The sequence below is a fragment of the Kitasatospora atroaurantiaca genome (assembly GCF_007828955.1).
Classification (GTDB): domain Bacteria; phylum Actinomycetota; class Actinomycetes; order Streptomycetales; family Streptomycetaceae; genus Kitasatospora; species Kitasatospora atroaurantiaca.
The window spans coordinates 4,641,420-4,659,635 of the sequence record NZ_VIVR01000001.1; the positions used below are offsets into that span (position 1 = coordinate 4,641,420).

The 18,216-nt window shown below is 70.4% G+C and carries 19 protein-coding genes; 12 read left to right on the forward strand and 7 right to left on the reverse strand.

What is annotated here, in order from left to right; translation table 11 throughout:
• Positions 1–67: 67 nt before the first annotated feature.
• Entirely contained in the window at positions 68–1,192 is a 1,125-nt protein-coding gene (locus FB465_RS21300; protein ID WP_246192763.1) for an SGNH/GDSL hydrolase family protein, read from the reverse strand.
• 160 nt (positions 1,193–1,352) lie between these two features.
• On the opposite strand from FB465_RS21300, the gene FB465_RS21305 reads away from it, so the two are divergent.
• The 3 genes from FB465_RS21305 (at position 1,353) to FB465_RS21315 (ending at position 5,024) form a co-directional block, all read left to right on the forward strand.
• The gene (locus FB465_RS21305) at positions 1,353–2,753 is read left to right on the forward strand and encodes a cystathionine beta-synthase (protein ID WP_145792865.1); all 1,401 of its coding nucleotides are present in this window, start codon (positions 1,353–1,355) and stop codon (positions 2,751–2,753) included.
• A 527-nt stretch (positions 2,754–3,280) separates the two neighbouring features.
• Complete coding sequence (locus FB465_RS21310; RefSeq protein WP_145792866.1) at positions 3,281–3,607, forward strand: hypothetical protein; 327 nt, start codon at positions 3,281–3,283, stop codon at positions 3,605–3,607.
• Between the two features lie 280 nt (positions 3,608–3,887).
• Positions 3,888–5,024 (forward strand): L,D-transpeptidase family protein, encoded by a 1,137-nt coding sequence (locus tag FB465_RS21315; RefSeq protein ID WP_145797492.1) that lies wholly within the window; start codon positions 3,888–3,890, stop codon positions 5,022–5,024.
• 12 nt (positions 5,025–5,036) lie between these two features.
• Here the strand turns inward: FB465_RS21315 and FB465_RS21320 are convergent, their stop codons facing one another.
• Positions 5,037–6,077 carry a hypothetical protein gene (locus FB465_RS21320; RefSeq protein WP_145792868.1) on the reverse strand — a complete coding sequence of 347 codons (1,041 nt, stop codon included), beginning with the start codon at positions 6,075–6,077 and terminating at the stop codon, positions 5,037–5,039.
• A 215-nt stretch (positions 6,078–6,292) separates the two neighbouring features.
• Between FB465_RS21320 and FB465_RS21325 the strand changes: the two genes are divergently transcribed.
• From FB465_RS21325 to FB465_RS21335, 3 genes are all read left to right on the forward strand, one after another.
• Positions 6,293–7,240, forward strand: coding sequence for a MerR family transcriptional regulator (locus FB465_RS21325; protein WP_145792870.1), 948 nt, complete (start codon positions 6,293–6,295; stop codon positions 7,238–7,240).
• Between the two features lie 75 nt (positions 7,241–7,315).
• Positions 7,316–7,792, forward strand: a complete 477-nt coding sequence (locus FB465_RS21330) for a DUF1203 domain-containing protein (RefSeq protein WP_145792872.1) — start codon at positions 7,316–7,318, stop codon at positions 7,790–7,792.
• A 225-nt stretch (positions 7,793–8,017) separates the two neighbouring features.
• Positions 8,018–9,196, forward strand: a complete 1,179-nt coding sequence (locus FB465_RS21335; RefSeq protein WP_145792874.1) for a hypothetical protein — start codon at positions 8,018–8,020, stop codon at positions 9,194–9,196.
• A 128-nt stretch (positions 9,197–9,324) separates the two neighbouring features.
• Here the strand turns inward: FB465_RS21335 and msrA are convergent, their stop codons facing one another.
• Positions 9,325–9,990, reverse strand: coding sequence for a peptide-methionine (S)-S-oxide reductase MsrA (gene msrA / locus FB465_RS21340; RefSeq protein WP_145792875.1), 666 nt, complete (start codon positions 9,988–9,990; stop codon positions 9,325–9,327).
• Between the two features lie 221 nt (positions 9,991–10,211).
• Between msrA and FB465_RS21345 the strand changes: the two genes are divergently transcribed.
• Complete coding sequence (locus FB465_RS21345; RefSeq protein WP_145792877.1) at positions 10,212–11,366, forward strand: cystathionine gamma-synthase; 1,155 nt, start codon at positions 10,212–10,214, stop codon at positions 11,364–11,366.
• Between the two features lie 42 nt (positions 11,367–11,408).
• On the opposite strand, the gene FB465_RS35930 is transcribed toward FB465_RS21345, so the two are convergent.
• Both FB465_RS35930 and FB465_RS21350 read right to left on the reverse strand, forming a co-directional pair.
• Positions 11,409–11,579: a hypothetical protein gene (locus tag FB465_RS35930; protein ID WP_170290656.1), complete on the reverse strand. Its 171-nt coding sequence runs from the start codon at positions 11,577–11,579 to the stop codon at positions 11,409–11,411.
• A 128-nt stretch (positions 11,580–11,707) separates the two neighbouring features.
• On the reverse strand, positions 11,708–12,217 hold the full coding sequence (locus tag FB465_RS21350; protein WP_145792879.1) for a MarR family winged helix-turn-helix transcriptional regulator: 510 nt from the start codon (positions 12,215–12,217) through the stop codon (positions 11,708–11,710).
• A gap of 123 nt (positions 12,218–12,340) precedes the next feature.
• Here FB465_RS21350 and ilvA point away from each other — a divergent pair, with 123 nt between their 5' ends.
• From ilvA to FB465_RS21365, 3 genes are all read left to right on the forward strand, one after another.
• Positions 12,341–13,552, forward strand: a complete 1,212-nt coding sequence (gene ilvA / locus FB465_RS21355; RefSeq protein ID WP_145792881.1) for a threonine ammonia-lyase — start codon at positions 12,341–12,343, stop codon at positions 13,550–13,552.
• 240 nt (positions 13,553–13,792) lie between these two features.
• Positions 13,793–14,815, forward strand: a complete 1,023-nt coding sequence (locus FB465_RS21360; RefSeq protein WP_145792882.1) for an ATP-binding cassette domain-containing protein — start codon at positions 13,793–13,795, stop codon at positions 14,813–14,815.
• 1 nt (position 14,816) lies between these two features.
• A complete protein-coding gene (locus FB465_RS21365) occupies positions 14,817–15,680 on the forward strand; it encodes an ABC transporter permease (protein ID WP_145792884.1) in 864 nt (287 codons plus the stop codon).
• Between the two features lie 70 nt (positions 15,681–15,750).
• Here FB465_RS21365 and greA read toward each other — a convergent pair whose 3' ends face one another.
• Both greA and FB465_RS21375 read right to left on the reverse strand, forming a co-directional pair.
• On the reverse strand, positions 15,751–16,248 hold the full coding sequence (greA, locus tag FB465_RS21370; protein ID WP_145792886.1) for a transcription elongation factor GreA: 498 nt from the start codon (positions 16,246–16,248) through the stop codon (positions 15,751–15,753).
• A gap of 248 nt (positions 16,249–16,496) precedes the next feature.
• A complete protein-coding gene (locus FB465_RS21375; protein WP_145792888.1) occupies positions 16,497–16,922 on the reverse strand; it encodes a DUF4307 domain-containing protein in 426 nt (141 codons plus the stop codon).
• 152 nt (positions 16,923–17,074) lie between these two features.
• Between FB465_RS21375 and mca the strand changes: the two genes are divergently transcribed.
• Positions 17,075–17,959 (forward strand): mycothiol conjugate amidase Mca, encoded by an 885-nt coding sequence (mca, locus tag FB465_RS21380; RefSeq protein ID WP_145792890.1) that lies wholly within the window; start codon positions 17,075–17,077, stop codon positions 17,957–17,959.
• 73 nt (positions 17,960–18,032) lie between these two features.
• The gene (locus FB465_RS21385) at positions 18,033–18,215 is read left to right on the forward strand and encodes a hypothetical protein (RefSeq protein WP_145792892.1); all 183 of its coding nucleotides are present in this window, start codon (positions 18,033–18,035) and stop codon (positions 18,213–18,215) included.
• The last annotated feature ends 1 nt before the right edge of the window (position 18,216 follow it).

Genomic DNA, 18,216 nt, shown 5'->3' on the forward strand with positions numbered 1-18,216 from the left:
ACTGGCTATCAAGCATTCACTTAGAACCGGGCTCGGCCAAGTGGGACGCTCGGGAGGAAAGTTACCGCTAAGTAGCTCGAACGTCACCTGTGCCCGCGTGTGAGTTCGCCGACGTCTGACCGGACGGTTCTGCGGACGGTTGTGCGGACGTCTTCCCCGGGGTCTCCCCCGACATCTCCGCCGACGTCTGCGCCGGAGGTACCGTGCCGGGCAGGCCGAGCCGCAGCCGGTGCTTGACCAGGGCCCACCGCCGTCCGGCGTCGGGATCGGCCGCCGCCACCTCGGTGCCGGACCGGCCCGCCGCGGCCGCCGCGGCCACCGCCACCGGCAGCACCGCGTCGCCCTGGGCCGGGGCCTCCGGGCGCTCGTCCTGGGGCCAGAGGTCCAGCGCCGCGCAGAGCGAGGGAAGCATCGCCATCGCCGCCGTCGCGTACCCCTGCGCGGAGGGGTGGTAGCGGTCGGAGGCGAACATCTCGGGCCGGGCGGCGAACTCGGGTCCGAGCAGTGAGCCCAGCGACACGGTACGGCCGCCGTTCTCCACCACCGCGATGGTCTGGGCGGCGGCCAGCTGGCGGCTCAGCCGCCTGGCCACCCAGCGCAGCGGCGGCCGGACGGGCTTGATGGTCCCGAGATCAGGGCAGGTGGCGACCACCACCTCGCAGCCGGCCGCCTTCAGCGCCCGGACGGCCTCGCCCAGCTGCCGTACGGCCTGCACGGCCGGACTGTGCCGGGTGACGTCGTTGGCGCCGATCATGATCACCGCCAGCCCGGGCCGGTGCGGCAGAGCCAGTTCGACCTGTCGGGCGAGATCCGCGGAGCGGGCGCCCGACTTGGCCACGTTGAGCAGCTGCACCCGACGCTCGGCCACCGAGGCCAGGCCCGCCGCCAGCAGGGCCCCGGGGGTCTCCTGCCCGCGGGTCACCCCGAGCCCGGCGGCGGTGGAGTCACCGAGGAAGACCAGCACCATCGGGGGTTCGGCGGTGCGCGGATCGGCGAACGCATCGCCGTAGACCCCGTCCGCCCTCGGCGGGTCGCCCTCCAGCAGGCCGACCGCCCTGATCGCCAGCTTGCTCTCGGTGAGCAGCAGCCCGACCACGCCGACCCCGAGCAGGCCGAGACCGCCTCCGCCGTATGCGGCGGCCGTGGCGATCCGCCGGGCCACCCGGGCTCGTGACTCCTGTGAGCCTGTCACCCCGGACCCCCTTCACCTGAGCCCTTGTGGGGCTTCCCAGTGCCTCTCCTTACCTTGGTACCCCTCTGCGGCACGTGGCTATCGGTGAGCATCGGCCATCCGTGGGCCTAGGCTTTGGATTACCCATAGCAGTCGCATCGCCCAGACCGGGAGGACCCCCGTGCGGTACCACAATTCGATCATCGACCTGGTCGGCAACACGCCACTGGTGAAGCTCAACAAGGTCACCGAGGGCATCAGTGCCACCGTGCTGGCGAAGGTCGAGTACTTCAATCCCGGTGGTTCGGTCAAGGACCGCATCGCGATGCGCATGATCGAGGCCGCCGAGGCTTCCGGCGCCCTCAAGCCGGGCGGCACCATCGTCGAGCCGACCTCGGGCAACACCGGTGTCGGCCTGGCCATCGTGGCGCAGCAGAAGGGCTACCACTGCATTTTCGTCTGCCCCGACAAGGTCTCCACCGACAAGATCAACACCCTGCGCGCGTACGGCGCCGAGGTCGTGGTGTGCCCGACCGCCGTCGCGCCGGAGCACCCGGACTCGTACTACAACGTCTCGGACCGCCTCGTCCGGGAGACCCCGAACGCCTGGAAGCCGGACCAGTACTCCAACCCGGAGAACCCGGCCTCGCACTACCACTCCACCGGCCCGGAGCTGTGGGAGCAGACCGACGGGAAGATCACCCACTTCGTCGCGGGCGTGGGCACCGGCGGCACCATCTCCGGCACCGGCCGGTACCTGAAGGACGCCTCCGGCGGCAAGGTCCAGGTCATCGGAGCCGACCCCGAGGGCTCGGTCTACTCGGGCGGCACCGGCCGCCCGTACCTGGTCGAGGGTGTCGGTGAGGACTTCTGGCCGACCGCCTACGACCGCACGGTGGCCGACGAGATCGTGGCCGTGTCCGACAAGGACTCCTTCCAGATGACCCGCCGCCTGGCCAAGGAGGAGGGCCTGCTGGTCGGCGGCTCCTGCGGGATGGCCGTGGTGGCCGCGCTGGAGGTCGCCAAGCGGCTCGGCCCGGACGACGTGGTCGTCGTGCTGCTGCCGGACGGCGGCCGCGGCTACCTCTCGAAGATCTTCAACGACGACTGGATGGCCGACTACGGCTTCCTGCCGTCCGGGACCGACGAGGCGCACATCGGTGAGGTGCTGGCCCGTAAGGACGCCATCGAGCACGAGGGCATCCCGCAGTTCGTCCACATGCACCCGAGCGAGACGGTCGCCGAGGCCGTCCGGGTGCTGCGCGACTTCGGCGTCTCGCAGATGCCCGTCGTCTCGCCGGGCGCCGGGCACCCGGACATCATGGCGGGCGAGGTGATCGGCTCGGTGGTCGAGCGCGAGCTGCTGGACGGGCTGTTCTCGCAGCGCATCCAGCTCACCGACACCCTCGACAAGGTGATGTCCAAGCCGCTGCCGGTGGTCGGCTCGGGCGAGACCGTGACCAGCCTGATGGCCGTCCTGGAGAAGGCCGACGCCGCCGTCGTGCTGGTGGAGGGCAAGCCCCAGGGCATCGTCACCGGCCAGGACCTGCTGGCCTTCCTGACCAGCCGGGCCGGTCACTGAGCCGTCCGCCGCTGCGGCCGTGCCCGGCGTGAGGATCCGTCAGCAGTACTGATGCGCCAACAGTGTGAAGACTCGTCTTCCCACGAAGTGGTACACCGGCGTCACGTCCACGCATCACGTGGTTAACAACGGTCGTGCATCGTATTGGTCAACGGCAAGACGCCGAGCATGGTGACAGCAGAGGTCGGGAGCGGCTCCCCGGCACCGCGGTCACCACGGACACGTCGGTCGGCCCTGACCCGGCCCACCGTGTCCTGCCCGCGGGGGTTGCCGTCGTCCCGCCCCTGTTCGGCCCCGGCTCCGGCCGGGTCCGATCAACAGGGTGCGGCGGCCCCCGCGGCACCCATCGCGCCGAAAGGCGCGTCTCCGCGGCTCCCGGGTGGGGGAGCCGGGCGGAGACGGCAGGGCCGGTCCTCGTCATCCGAGGGCCGGCCCTCCCCGTTTTCCCGCCGTTTTCTCCGCGCTCACTCGTCGCCGGTGCCGGTGCTGGTTCGTCGCACGCCTCCGGCTCGCCTACGCTCGCACACATGACCAGCACTGACCTGCCCGAGCAGGACGCCCCGCGTTACGTACGCCTCACCATCGAGCTCATCGCCGAGATCACCGATGAGCAGGCCCTCAAGGCCGCCGCCCTCGCTCAGGTCGAGGGTGACGAGTACCTCGACGACGAGGAGCGCGCCCAGTCCGTCGAGGCCATCGAGGTGGACCCGTCCGGCTCGCTCGCCCACTTCATCGACCCGGTCGCACTGCTCGGCGACGTCCCCGGGGTCGAGCTGACCTCCGCCACCTGGGAGTCCGCGCAGACCGAGTTCGACCCGGCCGACGAGACCTGGGACGAGTACAACGTCGAGTAGGACCTCGTGTGTGAGGTACGACACCGCCGCCCGGCCCGGACCCCTCCGGACCGGGCGGTTTTGTCCGTTATGGCGGGATGTTCAGTACTCTCGTACGATCTCAACCGTTTGGTGACGGAACCGCTTCGTCCTGGATTGCGTTGTTTGTATCCGTAACGCCGACAGGTGGACAGCAGGGAGATCACGAGTGACGGCACCGGAGAAGAAGCATCGCCCCGCCGGGGGGAACTGGAGCCGTCGTGGCGTGCTCGCGGGCCTGCTCGGCGCCCCGGTGCTGCTCATGGCGGCGTGCAGCAGCGACTCCTCCGACAAGGGGAGCGGTGGCGGCAGCACCCCGAAGACCTCGGTCGCCAAGATCACCGTCTTTCCGGCCGACGGCACCACCGACGCCTCGTTCACCGAACCGGTCAGGGTCACCGTCGCCGACGGGAAGCTGGGCTCCGTCGGGGTCACCGACTCGACCGGCAAGGCGATACCCGGGCAGCTGTCCGCCGACGCCGGCAGCTGGACCTCCAGCGGCCCGCTGGCCAGCGGCACCAAGTACACCGTCGCCGCGGTCGCCGCCGACCGCGACAAGCTGGAGGCGGACGCCAACACCAGCTTCGCCACCGCCACGCCCGCCAACACCTTCGTCGGGTACTTCACCCCGGAGGACGGCTCGACCGTCGGCGTCGGCATGCCGGTCTCGATCCGCTTCAACAAGGCGGTCACCGACCGGCAGGCCGTGCAGGAGGCGATAACCGTGGTCGCCGAGCCCGGCGTGGAGATAGTCGGCCACTGGTACTCCAGCACCCGGCTCGACTTCCGGCCCGAGACGTACTGGGCCAAGGGCACCAGGGTGACGCTCAAGCTGCGCCTGAAGGACGTCGAGGGCGTCAAGGGCGTCTACGGCACCCAGTCCAAGGACGTGCGATTCACCGTCGGCCGCAGCCAGACCAGCGTCGCCGACCTCAAGGCCGGCACCCTGACGGTCACCACCGACGGCCAGGTCACCGCGACCTACCCGATCATCGGCGGCGCCCCCGAGCACCGGACCTGGGCCGGCAAGCTCGTCGTCTCCGAGCAGTTCCCGCAGACCAAGATGGACTCCACCACGGTCGGCCTCGGCGACGAGTACAACATCCCCGACGTGCCGCACGCCCAGCGCCTGACCGCCTCTGGCACCTTCATCCACGGCAACTACTGGGCGCCCGCCTCGGCCTTCGGCAAGGCCAACCTCAGCCACGGCTGCATCGCGCTCCAGGACGTCAAGGGCGCGGCGGATCCGAACACCAACGGTGCGAAGTTCTACCGGAGCTCGATGGCCGGCGACGTCGTCGAGGTGATCAACTCGGGCGACAAGACGGTCGACCCGTCCAACGGCCTGAACGGCTGGAACCTGTCCTGGGCCGACTGGAACGCCGGCAGCGCCGTCTGAGGCTGAGGCCGGTCACTTCTCGGCTCTCCCGGCCTCCGGCTCGGCGTCGAACCCGCGCATCGAGCTCCGCACGTTCTCCAGCACCCTGTTCCCCTGCTGGTCGATCAGGCGGGTGATGGACTCCTGGGCGATGCCGAAGAACGCCGCCCACGCCAGAATCTGGGTGCCGGAGTCCAGATTGGTGAGGCCGGGGATGAAGCCGCCCCGGATGAGCAGAATGCCGATGAACGCCGACAGGGCTCCGGCCGGAAGCCTGAGCAGCATCAGCGCCATCGGCACCATGTAGGGCGTCGAGGTGCCCTGGATGTTCCGGAGGGAGATGGCTCCGGCCAGCGCTGCCGCGCACATTCCCACGAACTCGACGAGCAGGACATCGTTGGCCGAGGGGACGTAGGCCGTTCCGCTGCCTGCCGGACAGGTCCGGATGCTGTTGGGGTAGAAGCACATCTTCTCGGCGATCGTCTCGGGGCTCACCAGCCCCCAGACGAAGGCGAGCATGGCCAGGGTGGCCAGCGCCAGAACCGATGCCAGCAGGAAGTTACGGAACGTGCGCACCTTGGCCCGCTCCGCGTCGGCACACTCGTTGGCCGCCTGTAAGGTCCGGACCGCCAGATCCTTGAAGTCCTTGTGGAGCCGGTGGTCGTTGTTCTCCAGGTGCTCCGCCAGCAGGGCCCGGCGCGGGTCGCTCTCGCCGAGATGTTGTTCGGCCTTGGCGAGTACGGTCGCACCCCACCAGCACAGCTCGTCCTCGGGCGAGAGCCGCAGGACCGCCTCCTCGGCCTTGTGGATGTTCGGCCAAGCCCGGTCGACGGCCGAGCCCATCCACACGGCCCCCAGTCCGCGCGACTCCTCCACCGCCTCCCGGGCGGCGCCCAGGTGCTTCCGGGCCATGTCTGCGATGGCCTTGTCACCGGAGGGCAGGCCGCCGCTGTTCTTGTCGATCCTGTCCAGCTGGGACTGGAGCTCGGCGATCGACGAGGCACACCGCTGACGCCAGGACGACCGGTTCCGGCCGGCCACGTCCTCCAGCACCTTCGGTTTTCTGCCCGACATGAGTCCTCCTCGAGTCCCATGCGTACGGCTGGTCCCGCGTTGGCTGCCGGGTGCACCTCGTTCCGTTCTGCGCTTTCCCATCCATCGTGAGCCTGCGGCCACCCCGGTGCAATCCGGTGATGTCGCCACAAGTTGCTTGAAACATCAGCCAGATGAGCCGTGCTCCGCGTCCTAGGCTTGAGTCTCCAGTGACGGGAGACCCCAAGGTGGCGGACATGGACGACGACACCCTCCGCACCATCGGGGACCTGGCCCGGCTGACCGGCCTGACGGTCAAGACCATCCGGTTCTGGTCCGATGCGGGAGTGGTGCCGCCGACCGACCGCACCCCCGCCGGCTACCGGCTCTACGGCCGTGACGCGCTGGCCCGCCTCGACCTCGTCCGAACGCTGCGCGACCTCGGCGTCGACCTCGCCACCATCCAGCGGGTGCTGGAGCGCGAGGTCACCGTCGCCGAGGTCGCGGCAGCGCACGCCGAGGCCCTGGACGTGCAGATCCGCACCCTGCGGCTGCGCCGGGCCGTCCTGCGAGCGGTTGCCAGGCGTGGGTCCACACCGGAGGAGATGGAACTCATGCACAAGCTCGCCAAGCTCTCCGATCAGGAACGCCGCCGCCTGATCAACGACTTCATCGACGAGGCCTTCGAAGGGCTCGACGTCGGGCCCGAGTTCGTGGCCAAGATGCGCGGTGCGATGCCCGAGCTGCCCGACGACCCGTCTCCCGAACAGGCCGACGCCTGGGTCGAGTTGGCCGAACTCGTCCAGGACCGGGACTTCCGTGCCGGCATCCGCAGGGCGGCCTCGTACCAGGCCAGGGAGCGTGCCGAGGGCGTACAGACCGGCACGGGCGCCGACCGGCAGCTGGTGGAGCTGGTCCTGGAGCGGACCGGCGTGGCCCGGGAGGCAGGCATCGAGCCGGCTGCCGAGGCGGCCCGGCCGGTGGTCGACGAGCTCGCAGGATCCTTCGCGGAACTCTTCGGCCGCGCGGACGGCCCCGAGTTCCGGGCCTGGCTGCTGGAGCGGATGGTGACCGGCAACGACCCGCGGTACGAGCGGTACTGGCAGCTGATCGCGGTGATCAACGGCTGGCCCGTCGGCCCGAGCCTCGGGCCTGCCTTCGACTGGCTGGTCGCGGCACTGCGGGCCGGTCTGCAGACCGCCTGACGCACCGCGGATCCGCCTGACGCGACGTCCGATTTCCGCCGGACTCCGTGCTCCGCTCCGAGCAGGCTGGGGGTCATGACGACCCTGCGCATCAACGCCATCGCCCCCGACGTCTGCAAGCAGCTCCGCGAGTGCGACGACGCGGGGCAGCCGCCCGTCCTCTCCGTCGACGAGACGGGCGGCGCCCCGCTGCGCTGCTGCCTGACCCGGGCCCTGCCCGGGGACCGGATCGCCCTGGTCTCGTACGCACCGCTACACCGCTGGGCCGCCGAGACGGGCGCCGAACCCGGCCCGTACGACGAACGCGGGCCGGTCTTCCTCCACGCCGAGGAGTGCACCGGACCTGCCGAGGGCTGGCCGACCGGTTTCCACACCGGTGCCCGGGTGCTCCGCGCGTACGACCGGGAGGGCCGCATTCTCCGCGGTGTCCCGGTCGAGCCGGAGACCGCCGAGGCGGCGGCGGTCGAGCTGCTGGGAGACCAGGAGGTCGCCGTGGTGCACGTCCGTGCGCTCGCCTTCGGCTGCTTCATGCACGAGGTCGGGCGAGCCTGACCCGGCATCGGAGGTTGTCGGCCCGTTGGGATACCTTGTGGGCGCCTTCGAGCCTCCGGGCGGGGGCGAAATTCGCATGCCGAGGTGGGCGATCAGTGCTTGCCTGTACCTCGACGCACATCGACATTCGGTCGCCCAACTGCCAAAGTCCGGGGCGCTGTTCCACGGGAGAACTCCATCAACACCACCATATGCAGGACCGCTCTCGCCACTGCCACCTGCACCGTGGTGCTGGCAGGCGGCCTGGCAGCCTGCGGCACCGTCCAGCAGCTCAGCGCGGCGGACAAGGTCTCGAAGGCCTTCGGAAAGCTGGGTGATGGGAAGACCTTCAAGGTCGAGCTCTCCGTCGAGGCCACCGCGGACCAGCTCGTCAGCTTCGGCAAGGCGACCGGTGACCCGATCGAGCGGCCCGCGGCCGAGGCCCTCGCGGGGCTCAGCCTGGCCGTCTCGGTCAGTGCCGACAGGCCGCTGAAGGAGTTCGGCGCCGTCAAGAAGGGTGAGCTCGACAAGCTCGCCGACGACAAGAGCCTCGCCCTCGAGTACGTCCTGGCGGGCAAGGACGGCAAGGTCTATGCGGACATGCGGCAGGTCGACGCCAAGACCTACCTGAAGATCGACGCCGAGGGCATCGCCAAGCTGGCCGGCGAGGACCCGTCCGAGGTCCGCGCGATGGCCGACGAGATGCCGGCCGAGCTGAAGGTGTTCAAGGACGCCCTGGCCGGCAAGTGGCTCACCTTCGACCCGAAGCTCCTCCAGGAGCTGAACAAGGCGCCGAAGGGCAAGAGCTCCACGCCGTCGGCGACCCCGTCGGTGGACCCCAAGGTCGCCGAGGACCTGATGAACTCGGTCAAGGACGTCTTCTCCCGCAACCTCACCTTCGACGACAAGGGGACCAAGGACGGCCTCGACCACGTCGTCGTCTCCGCCCCCGCACGCGGGCTGGTGAACGACCTGCTGAAGGCTTTCAAGCCGCTCTCCAAGGACGTCCCGAGCTTCGGCAAGCTCCCCACGGCGGCCCCGACCGACGTCCCCGACACCAAGATCGGCGTCGACGTCTACCTCAAGGACGGCGCGCTGTCCTCGGTCACCTTCGACCTCGCCCAGCTCGACGAGAAGGCCGGCCCGGGCGTCCACCTGCCCGTCAAGGCCGCCTTCAGCAAGGACGCGGCGGCCCCGCAGGCGCCCACCGGCGCCACCGAGATCAAGACCTCGGACATCGAGAGCATCATGACGTCCTTCGCGAAGGGCCCCGGCGGCAACGGTGTCACCCCGGCCGAGCCCCTGACCGACGCTCAGATCAAGGAGCTCGCCAGGAGCGGCATGAGCGAGGCCCAGATCAAGATGATGAACGCCGGCGGCCTCGGCTACCAGGACATCAAGGACATGCTGGCCCTCAAGAGCTGACCCCCCACCCGAACTGCCCCGCGCACCCTGCCAGGGAGTGCGGGGCAGCTCTGTGTACGGCCGAGTCGGGCCCGGTGCAGGGAGCTACGCTCCACCCCCGGCGGTCCGTGACGAACCTGGCGAGTTGCTCAGCCATCGGCCTTGGCGACGCCGATCGGGCAGCTTGCGCCCGTACCACCGAGGCCGCAGTAGCCGTTGGGGTTCTTGGCGTCCGAGAGGTACTGCTGGTGGTAGGGCTCGGCCGGGTAGAAGGGGCCGGCCGGGGCGATCTCGGTGGTGATGGGGCCGAGGCCGATGGCGGTGAGGGCGGGCTGGAAGGCGGCCCGGCTCGCCTCGGCGGCGGCGAGCTGTGCGGGGGAGTGGGTGTAGACGGCGGAGCGGTACTGGGTGCCCTGGTCGTTGCCCTGGCGGAAGCCCTGGGTCGGGTCGTGGGCCTCCCAGAAGGTCTTGAGCAGGGTCTCGTAGGAGACCACGGCCGGGTCGAAGACCACCCGGACCGCCTCGGTGTGCGCGGTGAGCCCGCTGCACACCTCCTCGTAGGTCGGGTTGGGGGTGTGCCCGCCCTGGTACCCGACGAGCGTCGTCCAGACGCCCGGCAGCTGCCAGAACTTCTTCTCGGCACCCCAGAAGCAGCCCAGCCCGAAGTCGGCGACCTCGAGCCCGGCCGGGTACGGGCCGCTGAGCGGGTTGCCGAGCACGGTGTGCGGCTCGGAGAGCGTGAACGGCGGCGCCTGCCGCCCGGGCAGGGCCTGGTCGGCGGTGACGAGCTCGCTCTTGTGGCGGTTGAACAGCAAGGCCTGCTCCAGGTGGCTCGGGGAGGGTCGCGGCAGGTTCAACGCTCGCCGGCGCCCCCGGATTCCATCACCGTCCGTGAGTCGTGGTCGAGGCTCGGCACGTAGGGGTGCGGCGCTCCGGGCAGAGCAGCTCGCAGGGAGAGCGCGCCCCGGGATTTTCCACCGGGCGACGAGGATCGCGTGCACGGCCGGCACCGGGCGGGCCGACTAGGCTCAGCGGTATGACCGAGCACCAGCTTCCCCAGGGCTTCGAGACCCTCGCCATCCACGCGGGTCAGGAAGCAGACCCCCAGACCGGGGCCGTCGTCACGCCGATCTACCAGGTGTCCACCTACAAGCAGGACGGTGTGGGCGGCCTTCGGAACGGCTACGAGTACAGCCGTTCCGCCAACCCCACCCGTACTGCGCTGGAGGAGTGCCTCGCCGCGATCGAGGGCGGCAGCCGCGGCCTCGCCTTCGCCTCCGGCCTGGCGGCCGAGGACACCCTGCTGCGCACCGTGCTCAAGCCGGGCGACCACATCGTCATCCCGAACGACGCGTACGGCGGCACCTTCCGCCTGTTCGCCAAGGTCCTGACCCGCTGGGGCGTGGAGTTCTCCGTCGCCGACATGCGGGACCTGCTGTCCGTCCGTTCGCAGCTGCGGTCCAACACCCGCGCGGTCTGGGTGGAGACCCCGTCCAACCCGCTGCTGGGCATCGCCGACATCGCCGCGCTCGCCGAGATCGCGCACTCCGCGAACGCGTTGCTGGTCGTGGACAACACCTTCGCCAGCCCGTACCTGCAGCAGCCGATCGCGCTCGGCGCGGACGTGGTGGTGCACTCGACCACCAAGTACATGGGCGGGCACTCGGACGTGGTGGGCGGCGCGCTGGTCGCGGCCGACGCCGGGCTGGGCGAGGAGATCGCGTACCACCAGAACGCGATGGGCGCGGTCTCCGGACCGTTCGACGCGTGGCTGGTGATGCGTGGCATCAAGACGCTCGGCGTCCGGATGGACCGGCACAGCTCCAACGCGGAGAAGGTCGCCGAGCTGCTCACCGGCCACCCGAAGGTCAGTCAGGTGCTGTACCCGGGTCTGCCCGAGCACCCCGGGCACGACATCGCGGCCAAGCAGATGAAGGCCTTCGGCGGCATGGTCTCGTTCCGGGTGAAGGGCGGCGAGGAGGCGGCGGTCGAGGTCTGCAACCGGGCCGAGCTGTTCACTCTCGGCGAGTCGCTCGGCGGCGTCGAGTCGCTGATCGAGCACCCGGGCCGGATGACGCACGCCTCGGTGGTCGGCTCGGCCCTCGAGGTGCCCGCCGACCTGGTGCGCGTCTCGGTCGGCATCGAGTCGATCGACGACCTGCTGGCCGACCTCCAGCACGCCCTGGGCTGATACCGACGGGCCCCCGGCATGCGTGTGCCGGGGGCCCGCCGCTCACCGGGGCCGGCGGCGCAGCAGGATCCTGAGCACGTCGCGGGCGTCGCGCCGCCGTTCAGGGCTGCGGGCCGCGACCGCCGTCACCGAGACGACGGCGACCGTGGTGCCGTAGCAGGTGGCGAACCCGCCTGCGGTGAGCATGCTGTCGCCGAGGATGCGCACGAGCACGAGTCCCTCCGATGGGCTCGGGATGGTGCCCCTGGTGGTCGCAGAGCGTGAGCGGCCTGCGGGCCTGCGGGTCTGCGGCCTCGGTGCGGCGGGGCGGGGCGGGGCTGGGCCGAGGGCAGGGGCGCTGGTCAGTCCGGGCTCATTTCGCGGGCGACGGCGTCGGTCTCCAGCCCGTGGTCCGCCGAGTAGGACTCCAGGGAGTGGTTGAAGCGGGCCAGCAGGGCGCAGAACGCCCGCTGCTCGTCGGCCGGCCAGTCCGCGGTCAGGCGTCGCATCAACTCCTCCCGTCCGGCGCGGACTTCGTCCAGCCGGCGGCCGCCGAGCGGGGTCAGGGCGAGGTGGACGGCCCGGCGGTCGGCCGGGTCCGGGACGCGGCCGACCAGCTCGGCCTCGACCAGTGGGGCGGCCTGCCGGGTGACGGTGGAGGAGTCGATGCCGAGGGCCTCCGCGAGGGCCTTCACGTTGGCCGGGCCGTGCCGGTGCAGGTGGTCGAGCAGCAGGTAGGCGGCCCGGTCCAGCGAGCCGACGGCGGCCAGTCTGGCCTGCTCCGCCCGACGGGCGAACACCGCGACCTGGTACTGGAGTTGGGCGTACAGGGGGTCTGAACTGGCGGCGGCCCGGGGCGAGGTGGTCGTCATCGCGGCTCACGATCGGGGTGCGGTGAGGGTGGCTCAGGTTCAGCAGCGTACGCGTGCCGGGCTGAGCCGGGAACAGGACCGGCGTTCCGGCTTTCCGCCAGGTGACGGCCGTACGCTGGCCGCATGCAGAGTTGGCCGATCACCGTGGACGACGTCCGGGGTGCCCACAAGATGCTCGCCGGGGTCGCCCGGGTCACCCCGATGGAGAGCAGCCGGCACCTCTCCGCGCTGGCCGGCTCGCCCGTCCACCTCAAGTGCGAGAACCTCCAGCGCACCGGCTCGTTCAAGCTGCGCGGCGCGTACGTCCGGATCGCCGGGCTCTCCCCGGTGCAGCGGGCGGGCGGGGTGGTCGCGGCCAGTGCGGGCAACCACGCGCAGGGCGTGGCGCTGGCGGCCTCGCTGCTGGGCGTGCGCTCCACGGTCTTCATGCCGGTCGCCGCGCCGCTGCCGAAGGTCGCGGCCACCCGGGACTACGGCGCCGAGGTCCGGCTGCACGGGGCCACCGTCGACGAGGCGCTGCTGGCCGCCCAGCGGTACTCCGAGACGACCGGGGCGGTCTTCATCCACCCCTTCGACCACTGGGACATCATCACCGGTCAGGCCACCGTGGGCATGGAGATCCTGGAGCAGTGCCCGGAGGTCCGCACCATCCTGGTCGGGGTGGGCGGCGGCGGGCTGATCGCCGGGATCGCGGCGGCGGTCAAACCGCTGCGGCCGGACGTCCGGGTGATCGGCGTGCAGGCGGCCGGTGCCGCGGCGTACCCGCCCTCGCTCGCGGCCGGCCGCCCGGTCTCGCTGGAGCACTTCAGCACCATGGCCGACGGCATCATGGTCGGCCGGCCGGGCGACATCCCCTTCGAGGTGGTCAACACCCTGGCGGACGGCGTCCGTACGGTCTCCGAGGAGGCACTCTCCCGTGCCCTGCTGCTGAGCCTGGAGCGCCTCAAGCTGGTGGTCGAGCCGGCCGGGGCGAGCCCGATCGCGGCGCTGCTGGACCAGTCGGAGAGGTTCGAGGGCCCGGTTGTCGCGGTGCTGTCGGGCGGCAACATCGACCCGCAGCTGATGCAGCGGGTGCTGCGGCACGGCCTGGCGGCGGCCGGACGCTACCTCTCGCTGCGGGTGCGGCTGGCGGACCGGCCCGGCTCGCTCGCGAACCTGCTGGGGGTGCTGACGCAGGTGGACGCCAATGTGCTGGACGTGGCGCACGTCCGGATCGATCCCAAGCTCGGGCTGACCGAGGTCGAGGTGGATCTGCATCTGGAGACCAAGGGCCCGGAGCACTGCGCGGCCGTGGTGGGCGAGCTCCGGGATGCGGGGTACGTCGTCTCGCAGTAAATGAGTGGGCGGTTGTCAGTGGTGGCTGAGAGGCTGTGCGATCCGGAGTCCTGTCGTGTCCGGCTCGGCCGCAGGCGCGGGCCTTGACGCGATATATCGCGAGCTGTCATTCTCGCGATGTATCGCGTTGCGGCCCTGTCGTCGCATGCCCTTCGGGGGCGTGTGGCTGGTCGCTCCGGGGCCCGTTCCGGGTCACAGTGAACATAACGCCCAAATCGTCAGAGGAGATGAGGCAGGCCCATGGCGCCAGCCATCCAAGCCGAGAACCTGGTCAAGACCTTCGGTGACGTACGAGCCCTCGACGGCGTCAGCCTCGACGTCCCCGAAGGCACGGTGCTCGGGCTGCTCGGCCCCAACGGCGCCGGCAAGACGACCACCGTCCGCGTCCTCACCACCCTGCTCCGCCCCGACTCCGGCCATGCCGTGGTCGCCGGAGTCGACGTGCTGAAGCACCCCAACCAGGTGCGCAGCCTGATCGGCCTCTCCGGTCAGTACGCGGCCGTCGACGAGTACCTGACGGGCCGTGAGAACCTCCAGATGGTCGGCGAGCTCTACCAGATGAGCAGCCGCGACGCCAAGGCCCGCGCCCTGGAGCTGCTCGAGTGGTTCAACCTCAGCGAGGCCATGGACCGCACCGCCAAGACGTACTCGGGCGGTATGCGCCGCCGGCTCGACCTCGCGGCGGCGCTGGTCGTCCGGCCGCCCGTGATGTTCCTGGACGAGCCGACCACCGGCCTCGACCCGCGCAACCGGCTGGCGCTCTGGGAGGTCATCGAGACCCTGGTCGAGCAGGGCACCACCCTGCTGCTCACCACCCAGTACCTGGAGGAGGCGGACCGCCTCGCCAACGACATCGCGGTGGTCGACCACGGCAAGGTGATCGCCCGCGGCACGGCCGACGAGCTCAAGGCCCAGATCGGCGGTGAGCGGGTCGAGGTCGTGGTCCACCGGAGCGACGACGTCACCGAGGCGCTCGCCGCGCTCTCTCCGTACGCCAAGGGTGACCCGGCGGTGGAGAAGAACACCCGCAGGATCACCGTTCCGGTCAGCGGCGGCGCCAAGGTGCTCGCCGACGTGATCCGCGAGCTGGACGCCCGGTCGATCGAGATCGACGACATCGGTCTGCGCCGCCCGACCCTGGACGACGTGTTCCTCTCGCTGACCGGCCACGCCACCGAGGTCTCGGAGAACGGCGAGGAGCCACCCCAGCCCGCCAAGGGGCGCAAGAGCCACGGCCGTGACAGCCACGGAAAGGACGCCTGAGATGACGACGACCACGGCCACCGAGCACGCCATCGGCGCAGCCGTCCCCCGTCAGCGCTACGGCGTGGCCGCCACGCTGCACGACTCCTGGGTGGTCGCCAAGCGCAACCTGCGCCGGATGACCCGCATCCCGGAGATCGTGGTCTTCGGCCTGATGCAGCCGGTGATGTTCGTCCTGCTGTTCTCGTACGTCATGGGCGGGGCGATCCAGATCCCCGGGACGACGGCCAGCGCGGACGCGTACACGCAGTTCCTGATGGCGGGCATCTTCGCCCAGACCGTCACCTTCGCGGTGGCCGGCGCCTCGGCCGGTATCGCGGAGGACATGACCAAGGGCCTGGTGGATCGTTTCCGCTCGCTGCCGATGGCCCGCTCGGCGGTGCTGGTCGGCCGTACGCTGGCCGACCTCGTCCAGACCGCCTTCACCCTGCTGGTGCTGGCGCTGGTCGCGCTGCTGGTCGGCTGGCGGATCCACGAGGGCTTCCTCAAGGCGCTCGGAGCGTTCGCGCTGCTGCTCCTGCTGGGTTACGCCTTCTCCTGGATCGGCGCGCTGATCGGTCTGTCGGTGCGGAGCCCGGAGGCGGCCACCTCGGCCGGTCTGATCTGGCTCTTCCCGCTGACCTTCATCTCCAACGCCTTCGTCCCGGTCAGCTCCATGCCGGGCTGGCTGCAGGGCATCGCGTACTGGAACCCGTTCAGCGCCACCGTTCAGGCCTGCCGCAACCTCTTCGGCAACCAGGTCGGTCCGGTGGACTCGGCCTGGCCGATGCAGCACGCGACGCTGGTGTCGGTGGTCTGGTCGCTGATCATCATGGCGGTGTTCTCCTGGCTCTCCGTCCGGAAGTACCGCTCCGCGAACGGCTGAGCGAAGCCGACCGGAACACCGGAGGCGGCCGTGGCCGGGAGCCACGGCCGCCTCCGTCATGCGCTGGGGGTCAGCCGGTGTACGGCTTGGCCTCGATGATCTTCACGCTGGCCTGCTTGCCGTTCGGCAGCTCGTACGTCGCGTTCTCGCCGATCTTCTTGCCGTCGATGGCGCGGCCGAGCGGCGACTGCGGCGAGTAGATGTCCAGGTCGTCGCCGGCCACCTCGCGGGAGCCGAGCAGGAACTCCATGGTGTCGTCGAGGTCGCCGTCGAAGGCCACGGTCACGACCATGCCGGGGGCCACCACGCCGGAGTCGGCGGGGGCCTCGCCCACCTTGGCGCGCTCCAGGAGCTGGGTCAGCTGGCGGATGCGCAGCTCGGTCTTGCCCTGCTCCTCCTTGGCCGCGTGGTAGCCGGCGTTCTCCTTGAGGTCACCCTCTTCGCGCGCGGCCTCGATCTTCTGGGCGATCTCGATGCGCCAGGGGCCGGTCAGGTGCTCCAGCTCGGCCTTGAGCTTGTCGTAGCCGGACTGAGTGAGCCAGGTCACGTTGTCGCTGGTCTGGGTCACAGGTGCTCCTCGTCGGTGCTGGGCTGTGCTGAGGGTTGATCGTCAGCAGGTGGTGACAACTGTCGTACTACAAATCAACGCCCGCTCCCGTGCCGTCCGGCTCGGAATGGGCGAAACCACGAGCCTAACAATTTCCGATCCCGAACGGGAGGGGCGTGGACAAGGCCTTGACGCACGGTGGCGGGCAGGTTGCCGGGACTCCCCGATACGGATTCCCGCCGGGCGTGTCGAATATGCGCCCGGACGGGCTACTTGGCCGGCGTACAGCCGAGCAGCTCGGCGGTGGTGCCCCGGGCTGTGGTCCTCAGTGTGACGACCTCGTCGTAGCTGTCACCGGCCGCCGGCACCGGAAAGTCGTACAGTCCGACCACCGAGCCGTCCGCGGCCTGCGAGCGGACCGTGCAGATCCCACCCGTCCCGTCGCTCTTGCGGACCGACAGATGCACCTGGACCGCGCTGTCGGAGACCACCTCGAAGGTCGGCACGGTGCCGTTCATCGCGGTCTCGCGCAGCAGGTACGAGCCGCCCAGCCAGGCCACCAGGCCCAGGAACAGCACACCGCAGACCGCACCCACCAGCTTCAGCCGGCGGTCCGCCTCGCGGTTGCTGAGCCTGCCGTAGCGGTCCTCGGGGTTCCCGGCCGTGGTGGAGGCGGTCGTAGTACCGGAGTCCATGGTGCGGCTCAGTCCTTTCGCCGAGGGGCCGTCGGTCGACGGAGGGAATGGACGAGCCCTTCGGTCAGTCACTATAGGAGGGGCACGTCCGCGCCGGAGGCGGCGGGGGAGCCGTCCCGACGAACCGGACATTCCCGGAAGGAAACCAGGCGTTGACTGAGCAGTTGCGACTGATGGCAGTGCATGCCCACCCGGACGACGAGTCCAGCAAGGGCGCCGCCACGATGGCCATGTACGTCTCCCAGGGCGTGGACGTCCTGGTCGCCACCTGCACGGGCGGGGAGCGCGGGTCGATCCTCAACCCCAAGCTCCAGGGCGATCCGTGGGTCGAGGAGAACATCCACGAGGTACGCCGGAAGGAGATGGACGCGGCCCGCGAGATCCTGGGCGTCCAGCAGGCCTGGCTCGGTTTCGTGGACTCGGGGCTTCCCGAGGGGGACCCGCTGCCGCCGCTGCCGGAGGGCTGCTTCGCCCTTCAGGACGTGGCCGCTGCGGCCGAGCCGCTGGTGAAGCTGATCCGCGAGTTCCGGCCGCACGTCATCACGACGTACGACGAGAACGGCGGCTACCCGCACCCCGACCACATCATGACCCACAAGATCAGCATGGTGGCCTTCGACGCCGCCGGTGACCCGGACGCGTACCCCGAGGCCGGGACGCCCTGGCAGCCGTCCAAGCTGTACTACAACCACGGCTTCCCGATGGGCCGGATCCGGGCGCTGCACGCGTACCTCACCGAGAACGGGCACGACTCCCCGTACGGCGAGTGGATCGAGGGCTGGGAGAAGAGCGGCCGCAAGGAGCGCGAGATCACCACCCGGGTGAAGTGCGACGACTGGTTCGAGATCCGGGACAAGGCGCTGATCGCCCACGCCACCCAGATCGACCCGGACGGGCCCTGGTTCCGCGTCCCGCTCGACGTCCAGCGCGAGGTCTGGCCGACCGAGGACTACGAGCTCGCCCGCTCGCTGATCGACACCGACCTCCCCGAGGACGACCTCTTCGCCGGTCTGCGCGTCCCCAGCCGGACGGCCTGACCCCGCACCGCCTTCGAGAGACATGCACCACCCCGGTGACCCGGCCCGCACAGGGCCGGGTCACCATGGAGAAATGAGCACTCCTGTGAACCTCGCCGCCGCCCTCGCCCTGGACGAGACCAAGGTGACCCCCGGCCTGCTGGGCTTCATCGTCTTCGCCGCCCTCGGCGTGGCCACGTGGTTCCTGGTCAAGTCGATGAACAAGCAGTTCAAGCGCGTCGACTTCGTCGAGGAGCCCGAAGCCCCGAAGGAGTGAG